This window comes from Rhodococcus sp. NPDC057014 (genome assembly GCF_042673295.1).
GTDB lineage: Bacteria > Actinomycetota > Actinomycetes > Mycobacteriales > Mycobacteriaceae > Rhodococcus_F.
In genome coordinates, this window is the sequence record NZ_JBHUSF010000339.1 from 1 (window position 1) to 9,431 (window position 9,431).

The 9,431-nt window shown below is 65.4% G+C and carries 11 protein-coding genes; 5 read left to right on the forward strand and 6 right to left on the reverse strand.

The window, feature by feature from the left end:
• Positions 1–462 (reverse strand): CarD family transcriptional regulator (locus ACFTZB_RS38405; RefSeq protein WP_378440064.1); only part of this gene is annotated, 462 nt, incomplete at its 3' end.
• A 159-nt stretch (positions 463–621) separates the two neighbouring features.
• Between ACFTZB_RS38405 and ACFTZB_RS38410 the strand changes: the two genes are divergently transcribed.
• Positions 622–1,257, forward strand: coding sequence for a TetR family transcriptional regulator (locus tag ACFTZB_RS38410; RefSeq protein WP_378440066.1), 636 nt, complete (start codon positions 622–624; stop codon positions 1,255–1,257).
• 25 nt (positions 1,258–1,282) lie between these two features.
• Here ACFTZB_RS38410 and ACFTZB_RS38415 read toward each other — a convergent pair whose 3' ends face one another.
• The 3 genes from ACFTZB_RS38415 to ACFTZB_RS38425 all read right to left on the reverse strand — a co-directional run bounded on the left by ACFTZB_RS38415 (position 1,283) and on the right by ACFTZB_RS38425 (position 3,223).
• On the reverse strand, positions 1,283–1,693 hold the full coding sequence (locus ACFTZB_RS38415) for a YjbQ family protein (RefSeq protein ID WP_378440068.1): 411 nt from the start codon (positions 1,691–1,693) through the stop codon (positions 1,283–1,285).
• Between the two features lie 313 nt (positions 1,694–2,006).
• Entirely contained in the window at positions 2,007–2,696 is a 690-nt protein-coding gene (locus ACFTZB_RS38420; protein ID WP_378440070.1) for a tellurium resistance protein, read from the reverse strand.
• Positions 2,697–2,803: 107 nt separating this feature from the next.
• Positions 2,804–3,223: a CoA-binding protein gene (locus tag ACFTZB_RS38425; RefSeq protein WP_378440072.1), complete on the reverse strand. Its 420-nt coding sequence runs from the start codon at positions 3,221–3,223 to the stop codon at positions 2,804–2,806.
• A gap of 78 nt (positions 3,224–3,301) precedes the next feature.
• Here ACFTZB_RS38425 and ACFTZB_RS38430 point away from each other — a divergent pair, with 78 nt between their 5' ends.
• Positions 3,302–4,951 (forward strand): NERD domain-containing protein, encoded by a 1,650-nt coding sequence (locus ACFTZB_RS38430; protein WP_378440074.1) that lies wholly within the window; start codon positions 3,302–3,304, stop codon positions 4,949–4,951.
• 6 nt (positions 4,952–4,957) lie between these two features.
• Here the strand turns inward: ACFTZB_RS38430 and ACFTZB_RS38435 are convergent, their stop codons facing one another.
• Positions 4,958–5,776, reverse strand: coding sequence for a hypothetical protein (locus ACFTZB_RS38435; protein WP_378440076.1), 819 nt, complete (start codon positions 5,774–5,776; stop codon positions 4,958–4,960).
• Positions 5,777–6,097: 321 nt separating this feature from the next.
• Positions 6,098–6,382, reverse strand: a complete 285-nt coding sequence (locus tag ACFTZB_RS38440) for a hypothetical protein (protein WP_378440079.1) — start codon at positions 6,380–6,382, stop codon at positions 6,098–6,100.
• Positions 6,383–6,392: 10 nt separating this feature from the next.
• Between ACFTZB_RS38440 and ACFTZB_RS38445 the strand changes: the two genes are divergently transcribed.
• The 3 genes from ACFTZB_RS38445 to ACFTZB_RS38455 all read left to right on the forward strand — a co-directional run.
• A complete protein-coding gene (locus ACFTZB_RS38445; protein WP_124389646.1) occupies positions 6,393–6,614 on the forward strand; it encodes a calcium-binding protein in 222 nt (73 codons plus the stop codon).
• Positions 6,615–7,161: 547 nt separating this feature from the next.
• The gene (locus ACFTZB_RS38450; protein WP_378440081.1) at positions 7,162–7,665 is read left to right on the forward strand and encodes a hypothetical protein; all 504 of its coding nucleotides are present in this window, start codon (positions 7,162–7,164) and stop codon (positions 7,663–7,665) included.
• On the forward strand, positions 7,662–9,431 hold a 1,770-nt coding region (locus tag ACFTZB_RS38455), incomplete at its 3' end, for a vWA domain-containing protein (protein WP_378440083.1). The genes ACFTZB_RS38450 and ACFTZB_RS38455, both read left to right, overlap by 4 nt.

Here is a 9,431-nt window from a genome sequence, read left to right on the forward strand (position 1 = left end):
GACTGCAGCGACCGCCGCGGGAGAGTCGGCGGATTCGTAGATCGCTTCGATGCGGCGCCTAGTCTCGTCCGGGTCGGACTTCATCGCGAGGACGAGTTCGGAAATGACGAGCTGCATCGCGTGCTCGAGCTGCCGCTTCTCGCCGGCCGAGAGGGGCTTTTCCTGTGAACGGGTCATCAGGTCGCGGATGACTTCGCTCACCGTGAAGATTCCGCCCACGGTCAGTTTTTCCTGATTGGCCTTGAACCGACGAGACCAGTTGGACGGGTCGTCGACCGTCGGCCCGCGCAGGATGTCGAAGACTCGACCGACTTCATCGTTGTTGATCGCGTTCCGAACGCCGATGATCTCGGCTTTCGCGACGGGGATCTCGATGGACAGCCCGGTCTGTGCGACTTCGAACTGCACGTAATCAGTGGGTAGATCGTTGAACATCCGGGTCGTGAGCTTTGTGACTGTCACGGACCCATGGTGCGGGTACAGGAAAATGTCACCGATATTGAGATTCATTGATTACCTACCCTTCGCATACATTATGACACACACTGCCATGTTGACAATGGATGTCCGGATGTGAACGATCGACGCGTGAGGTTCTCCTACCGATAACGAAGGCCGTTGATGACCAGAATCGAAGCGTTCGCCGTGCCGTCTGACCTGCCAGCCGGCCCGTTGGGACTGCGGGAGCGGCGACGCGAGCAGACGAACGTGGAGATCAGTGAGACTTCCCTCACACTGTTCGAGCACAAGGGTGTCGAGGCCACCACCGTCGGGGAGATCGCGCAAGCAGCGGGCGTGTCTCAGCGCACGTTCTTCCGATACTTCGCCACGAAGGAAGAGGCCGCGCTCCGGGACCACTGGGCCTTCGAGGCGGTCGTGGCATCACGGCTCGACCAACTCGACGCGACCCTCTCTCCGAGGCTCGCGTTGGAGACGTCCTTCGCGGACGCATTGGTGACCTACGCCGACAGCTCGTCCCCACCTTGCCGACGACTGCTGCGGGTGAACAGGCTCATCAAGAAGGAACCGTCGCTGCGTGCTGTGCTGGCGCGCGAGAGTGTGGCGCGGACGGCGGCCCTGATCGACGTGGTGTCGAAGGGATTCGACTGCTCCGACCTACAGATTCGCCTGGCGGTCGACGTGTCGGTCGCCGTGCTCCGGGCGGCGTTGGAGACGTGGGTGGATCGCTCTTCCACCGACGAAACGGCCTCTCTGCCCGAAATCTATTCCTCGGCAAGGACGCTCGCGCAGGCCTGATCGGAGACGGTCCACGGACGTCGGCTCAGCCGGCGAGGAAGCTGAACCGGACGTGCCGCACCGGGTTGTCGACATTGGTGTCGACGAGGCAGACGGACTGCCAGGTGCCCGTCGCGAGCGCACCGTCGAAGACAGGAACGGACGCGTACGGCGGCAGGAATGCCGGCAGCACGTGGTCGCGGCCGTGTCCGTGGCTGCCGTGGCGGTGGCGCCACCGGTCGTCGCGCGGAAGCACGTCGTCGATCGCGCGCAGCAGGTCGTCGTCGCTTCCGGCGCCGGTCTCGATGACGACGAGTCCCGCCGTGGCGTGGGGCACCCAGACATGCAGCAGCCCATCGCCGGCGCCGGCCGACGCGAGGAACTTCTCGATCTCACGGGTCAGGTCGTACACCACCGGCACAGCGCCGGTACGAACCTCGATCTCGGTACTGAACATAGTCCCGACGGTAGCCCGCAGGTGCGTGATATTCGAGCTGAGGCCGGCCGGCCGCCTCGGCCGTTCCACCTGTGTCAGTCGCTGGTCCGCGTCGGCGATCACGTGGCCGCGGCACCCAGTATCCGATCAATATTTGCCATGCCCGGGGTGGAATTCGGCGTGGGGCAACAGGTTATGCTGTGTGTGCATTGGGGTTCCGTTCGGTGCAGTGCCCGGTCCCAGCATTCCCTTGGCGGAGGGGGGACCGGGTATGCCGGAAACCGCTCCGCCGCCGTCACTGTCGCGGATGTGGCTTTCGCGACCGCCGTCTCTACTACTTGCGGCCGGCGGCCCATTTCATGCCCCAGCTGTAGGTCTTGTCGAGATCGGCCTGACTGCCTTCGACGTACTTCACTTCGCGCGTCACGGTGATGCCCTGCCCGGTGTTCTGCAGCATCGCGATGGCGCAGATGCGAGCGGAGCTGTTCGCCGAGTCCAGGCGCACCTCCACCTCGGGGCCGCTGGTGGGGTAGAGGGTGACGACGCCGTCGACGGCTGCCCAGTTGGGTGCGCCGTCGTAGATCATCGCGAAGATGAGGATGCGCTTGAACATTTCCGGCCGGTCGAGGTTGATTCGCATGTTCTCGCCGCCGGTCGCGGTGCCGGTGCGGTCGTCGGCGTCGAGCTGGATGAACGGCGGGCCCTGCAGCGATCCGAAGCTGTTGCCGAGTGCCTGGACGACACCCTTCGATCCGTCGGCAAGTTCGTAGAGACAGCCGAGGTCCAGGTCGACGCCGTTATTGCCGCCCGCGGCGGCCGCAAGTTTCGCGAAGAAGCCGGCCTTCTTCGGTTGCGGCGCTGCGCCCGACGACCAGTTGAGATTCACCCGCATCGCACCCTGCCGCTCACCCGACTTCGTGAGGCTGACCGACGGCGCGGCCTTCGACAAGGTGACTTTGCTCAGACTCACTCCGCTCTGCGGGGCGGCAGGGGCGGACGGGCGTCGGGTGTAGTCGATAGCCACAGGTGGGAACCTTCCGATTGACTGAGCGCGTCAGACCGTTGTCCGATTTGCACGATTTCGGTCCAGAGTAGCCGTAGTCGCGTGGTCAGACTTCAGCCCGGCCACGGTCACGCTGATTCCCGCGCGCTCCACTCGATCGCCGGGCAGGTGTCCATCACCATCGCGACGCCCCTCGCGGTCGTCCGCTGGAACGCGGCCTCGTCGATGACGCCCAGTTGGAACCAAACGCCTTTCGCGCCCGCCGCGACGGCCTGGTCCGCGAACTCGCCGGCGGCCTCGGACTGACGGAAGACGTCGACGACGTCGATCGGAAACGGAACGTCCGCGAGTGTGGCGTACCCCTGCTCGCCGAGCACGGTCGGTGCGGTGGGATGAATGGGGACGATGCGTTTCCCTCGGCGCTGCAACAGCTCCGCGATCCGGAACGCCGTTCGGTCGGGGTTGCCGGAGAGCCCGACGATCGCCCACGTCTCCCAATCGTCGAGCATCGACGAGACGGCACCGGGGTCCTGCCATGAAATGTCCACACCGCAAAACTACTACTCACGGAAAACTCCAGCCGGGATCGCAGAGCTGAATTGAACCGTCCGTGCGAAAGTATCCGCATGGTGATCCGCATCCCCGAGAATCCGCGCCTGGTGAATGGTTCCGAGGAATCGGTGTGGAATGCGCTGTTGGGTCAGCTCGGTGATGGTGACCTGGTGGTGGCAAACCAGCGGGTCACCGACCGACTCAAGGACCACGAGATCGATTTCGTCGTTGCGCTCGAGGGGTACGGGATCGTGTGCCTGGAGGTGAAGGGCGGGCAGATCTGGCACGACGGCAGCGATTGGTACCAAGAGCAGCGAAAAGGGCCGACGGTCATTCACCCGGTTCGGCAGGCACGGGACGCGCTGTATGCCCTGCGGAGCTATGTGGAAGCCGACCCGCGCTGGAGTCAGGGGCGGCTGCGATGGGACCACGTGGTGGTGTTCCCCAACACGGAACTCACCGACGACTTCGGACTGCCGGAATGCCCACGGTGGAAGGTGATCGACCGCGGTGACCTGGACGACGTGGTGTCGCGACTGCAGAAGGTGCTGTCCGGCCAGCAGTTGGATCGGCCGGCGCTGTCCGAGGGCGCGGTCGATCAACTCACAACGGTCCTCTCCGGACGCGGACTGCCGCAACGCGACGTGGTCGCGCGGGCGATCGCGCACGAAGACGCGGCCGATGCGCTCACCGCCCAGCAGTCGGCGATACTCGACGCGATCCGGCTGTTGCACCGGGTCGAGGTGCGCGGCGGCGCCGGAAGCGGCAAGACGTTCCTCGCGGTCGAGAAGGCGCGGCGATTGGCGAAGCAGGGGCAGCGCGTCGCACTCATCTGCTACTCGCACGGGTTGGCGTCGTATCTCGAGCGATTGACCGCCACCTGGTCCTACAAGGAGCGTCCCGCGTACGTGGGTGAGTTCCACGCGCTGGGTCAACTGTGGGGAGCGCCCGAGGGTCCGGACGAGAGCATCCGCAACACCGACACCGTGCAGTTCTGGGAACACGACCTGCCGCGGCACATGGCCGACTTGGCGTCGGCACTGCCGTTGCGCGACCGGTTCGACGCGGTGGTCGTGGACGAGGCACAAGACTTCGCCGACGACTGGTGGGGTCCGCTGCTGGCAGCGCTGCGGGACGACGAAGCCGGCGGCATCTACGTATTCAGCGACGAGGGGCAGCGCGTATTCGACAGGCAGGGCGTTCCGCCGATTCAACTGGTCCCGTTGGTGCTCGATCACAATCTGCGAAACACCCGTCAGATTGCGGATTCGTTCACACCGCTGGTCGGACAGCGGATGCGCCTGCTCGGCGGGGAGGGCCCCGACGTACTTTTCGTGCCCTGCGCGGCGGAGGACGCGCTGACGATTGCCGACGACCAGATCGATTCGTTGATGGACGAGGGGTGGCGTCCCGAGGATCTGGCTTTGCTTGCCACGGGCAGCCGTCACCCGGAGCAGGTGAGCCGGCAGACGGAGGGCAACGCGGCGTATTGGGACAGCTTCTGGGATACCGAGCAGGTGTTCTACGGGCACGTCCTGGGATTCAAGGGACTCGAACGGCGTGCCGTCGTGCTGGCGCTCAATGAGAAGGTGGTGCAGGAGCGTTCGCGGGAGCGGCTGTATGTCGGCTTGTCGCGGGCGCGGGATCAGCTCGTCGTGTGCGGTGATCCGGACTTCATCCGCAACGTCGGGGGAGCGGAGTTGGCGAAACGCATGGGGATCTGACTCGCGTCACGTCGCCCAGCGATACCCGCACCCGCCGCAGATCCATTCAGGCACTGGATCAGTGACGATGCATCCCAACGGAACTGTCCACGGCGGTACCGGCTCGCCCGGATTCGGCATGCCGATCGACGCGGACCTAGTCTGCGATGCAGCGCATAGGGGACAGCTCGGATGGAATGAGAAGCGGTAGTCGAGGAAGGTGGAAAATCCGCCCTCGGTCATCTCAGTCTGGCACCTGCAGCACAACACAGCCGGCCAGTCATGCGCCGGACCGTAATAATTCCACTGGTCGACGCCGTTCTCGGCCGTGTGGATGTGCACTCTCTCCCGCGCGGCACCGCCACGCAAGTCGATCGGTTCTCCGCAGGCGGTGCACTTGCCGGCCGATTTCAGCAGCATACGTGCCGCGGCGGCGGTGGTGTGTGACGCCTCGCCCCGTCGGGTGAACGGGTCGTCGAAGCTCGCCGGATTCGTGAAAAACGGAGTAGTCAATCGGCCGGCGATGGCGTCGTCGACTCGACCTGCGGCGGTGGGAACAGCGACGCCGGCATGCGCCTCGAAGGCAGCGACAGACGGAAGTGCGGTGAGTGTCCACGACTCTGTGACGCCGGCGGCGTCGAGTGACGACGAACCGGCGACTTCCATGCACAGGACAGTGCGCGGATCGGTGTCCAGAACGGTGATGAGCACGTCGCCGTTGCGAATGTCTTCGCCGATGAACCACGGGCGATAGGGCGACCTCGGCTCGAGATGTGCGATCACAGCGTCCTTCCACGGGCGTCCTTCGACGATGAAGACTCGCTGTTTTGCGGTGTGCTCAACCACGGCGTCATCATGCACTGGGGGACCGACAAAGCAGTGCAGACCGGCTCAGGGAACTTGGCTGTCAGTCAAATGGCGTATTGACTCGGATGCATTGATGCGCAGGAGATTGCGCAACACCCCCGCGGCTGGGTTGGCAACACGCCCGAATTATGCGGGCGTCCATGCCGTCTGGTAATAGTTTCACCCATCGTGTCGTCGGGGGGTTGACGAATACCACTGGCGCGACCGCATTCACATTTTCCGCCTGCGACCACCCGCGGGCGAGAGTTTCCGGGCAGGCCGCCCGCATTTCCGAAAGGGCACTGCTGTGTCGATCGATGTTCAGTCCACCAAGGTCAGCACGAAGACGGGAACCCGGGGGCTCGGGGTGCGACGGTCGTTGTTCTCCTCGATCGTGGGAGGCGCGGGAGTCGTCGTTGTGACCGCCGGCCTTGTCGCCTGCGGCTCGGGTGAGTCCTCGACGACGGCATCGGTGGCCACGACCACGACCACGACAACCACGACGACACGCCCGACGACGACGGTGCCCGTGACCACTCCGGTCGCGGTGACGCCTGTGGCTCCGGTGCAGCCTGCGCCTGTGGCGCCGACCGCGAGTGCTCCCACGCTCGTACCGATGCCGGCTGTGGTCTGCATGAACCTGCAGACGGCGCAGAACACGATCCAGGCGGCGGGGGTCTTCTTCTCGCGCAGTGCCGATGCGACCGGTGCGGGACGGAAGCAGGTGCTCGACTCGAACTGGGTTGTCGTGGGTCAGCAGCCGTCGCCCGGTGAATTAATCGGCGAAGGAGACGCTGTGCTGTCGGTTGTGAAGATCGGTGAGCCGAACAACTGCTGAGGCGTCCCGCAACTCGTAATGCACTGACACCGGCAGAGGCTAGGGGCGAAAGTCCCTATTTTGCACGGTCGTGTCGGTTGAACGGTGTATTGATCCGGTTTTGTTGGCGCGCAATTTATTAGCTACATCACCGTGGTTGGCGTGGATATGTGTGACGCCGGGTATGTCTGGTATTAGTTTCAACTAACGTGCTCTGAGGCAGGCGGCTGGGCCGAGGAGCGGGGGTGTTGTCATTCGCTTGAATGAATCTCGGCCCCTCCGACGCGTTGATCGGGAAACGTGTCGGAGGCGGGGTGTAATTTCGGCAGCATACGACGTTCAAAGAGAGGGGGACGGGCGCGCGTGGTCGACGCCGCCGATTCTGTTGTGGCCGCGGTGCCGCCTGCTGGGTGACGCTGACGGCCGCGGTATCTGTGACTCACTGTGCCGCTTATTGTTTCATCATCACTCGTGTAACGCTCGTCGCAATGTCGCGATGGAATGTTCGATCACCACACCTGATTCCCCGTGCGTCTGCTGCCCTACCGCGAGAGAAATTCGTGCCTCGATGACCAATCCCTTCGACTTCAGCGATTACGAGACCTCTCGTGATCGCCCGTCCACCGACGCACCCTCGCCATGGCCGGCTGCAGGCCAGTTCGGTTCGACCTCCGCCGACCCCTTCGGATCTCAGCCCACCACGTTCGCTCCGACCGCGGCGGCGGAGCCCTTTGCTGCGGCGCCGAGTCCGCGGCCACGCGTCACGATCGCGCAGGGCGAGCCGCCGGTCATCTTGCTTGTGCTGGCCGGATTTGTGGCGGTAGCAGGGCTGGTTGTCGCGATCGCCCTCGGTTCGATCACCGCCTTTGCCGTCGTCGCGTGGGTGCTCGCCGGTCCGGTCGCGTTCGCACTGCTCGCCCGGTTCACCGTGCTCGACACGGCTCAGCGGGCGATGCCGGTGTACTCGAGGTCGAAGGGGGCTGAGCGGGGATATTGGGTGGTCGCTGTCCTTGCGTTGGCGGGAATCGTGGCGAGCGCGTGGCACATTGCGGAATGGGCGGGTCGACTGTGAAGAAGGTAGCCGTCCTCGCGGCGATGATGCTCGTACCGCTGCTGCTGGCGATCCCGACGGCATCCGCCGCCCCGACGACCGCGGCGGTCGGCGATTTCGGTGGATGCCTGGCCGCGCAGCAACAGGGCGACCTGCTGCTCATGGTCGATCAGTCCGGCAGCCTCCAAGGTTCCGACCCCGACGCGGCGCGCGTGTCCGCCGCCAACTACCTGCTCGAGCAACTCAACACGTTCGGTGGATCAGCGGGTGTGGAACTCAACGTGGCGATCGCCGGATTCTCCGACGACTTCACCGTCCACGCACCGTGGACCCGGCTCGACAACGGTTCGCTGCCCGCCCTGCAGGGTGAGGTCGAGAGGTTCCGCACGCGGACGGACGGCATCGACACCGACTACTGGAACGCGCTCGACGGTGCCCGCCGCACGCTCGCGGAACGCGGCGGCCAATCGGCGGCCAACCGCTGCCAGGCGGTGGCGTGGTTCTCCGACGGAAAACTCGACTTCACCGTCCGCGACGCCGAGAAGCCCTACGCACAGGGAGTTTCCCTCGGCAGCGATCAGGGTGTTCAGCAGGTGGTGGCGGCGGCCCGGGAGTCGATCTGCCGTCCCGCCGGCATCGCCGATCAGCTGCGCTCGTCGGGAATCGTCACGTTCGCGGTGGGTCTCGCCGCGGGCACCGCGCAGCCCAGCGACTTCGACCTGATGCGGTCGATCGCCACCGGCGGCGACGGGGCGTGCGGAAAGGCCACGTCGTCGTCGCCCGGCGACTTCTACCTCGCGCAGAACATCGACGACCTGTTGTTCGCGTTCGACGCGTTCAGCACACCCGGTCAGGCGCCGATCGAGGGCGAGACCGGTGTCTGTGTCGTGAGTGTGTGCGAGGAGGCGCAGCACCGCTTCGTGCTCGACGACTCGATCAGCTCGGTCACCGTGCTCGGCTCGGCCGACGCTGAGGGACTGATCCCGACATTGATCGCTCCGAGCGGGGCGCAACTCCCACTCGACCGCGAGGGCGCCCCCACCACCGCAACACTGGACGGCGCCCAGGTGGCGTACCGGTGGATGTCGCCCCGATCGGTCAGCTTCACGATGACCAAGTCCGACGATTCCGCCCAGTGGCAGGGCATGTGGGCCCTCGTGTTCGTCGACCCGGACGGCTCCAGCCCGCTGGCCCGCTCGAAGACGAACATCCACATCTCGGGCAACCTGTTCCCGGCCTGGCTCGGCATGGACACGTCGGCCGTCCACAGCGGCGAGAAGACGTCCGCCATCCGTCTGGGCATCGTCGACTCCGACCGGAACGAGATCGACCCCTCCGACCTGTTGGGTAGTGCTGCCCTGTCGGTGTCGCTGACCGACGCGGGGAACGTCGATCACCCGTTGGTCGAGCGGATTGCCAAGGAGCACATCGGCGATCCCGTCGAACTCGATTTCACCCAGGTTCCGCCGGGAGCGGCGACGCTGCGGCTCACGCTCGACGTGACGACGGCGGACGCCCGGTCCGCGTCCGGTGACGTCATCGCCCCGGGAACGGCGTTGACGCCGCAGTTCGTCGATGTCCCGCTCACGGTGTCGCCGCCGATCGGCTACCCCGTCGTCCCGTCGACGGTCGATTTCGGCACCGTCGAGGGCGCAGGGCAGTTCGCCGCGAAGATCCCGATCACCGGCCCCGGTTGCGTGTGGTTCGACGGGGCCGCACCGGTCGCGCTCGATTCCGTGCCCGACGGCGTCGGTGCCGTCGGAGTCTCCGCCGCTTCGGCGCCGTCC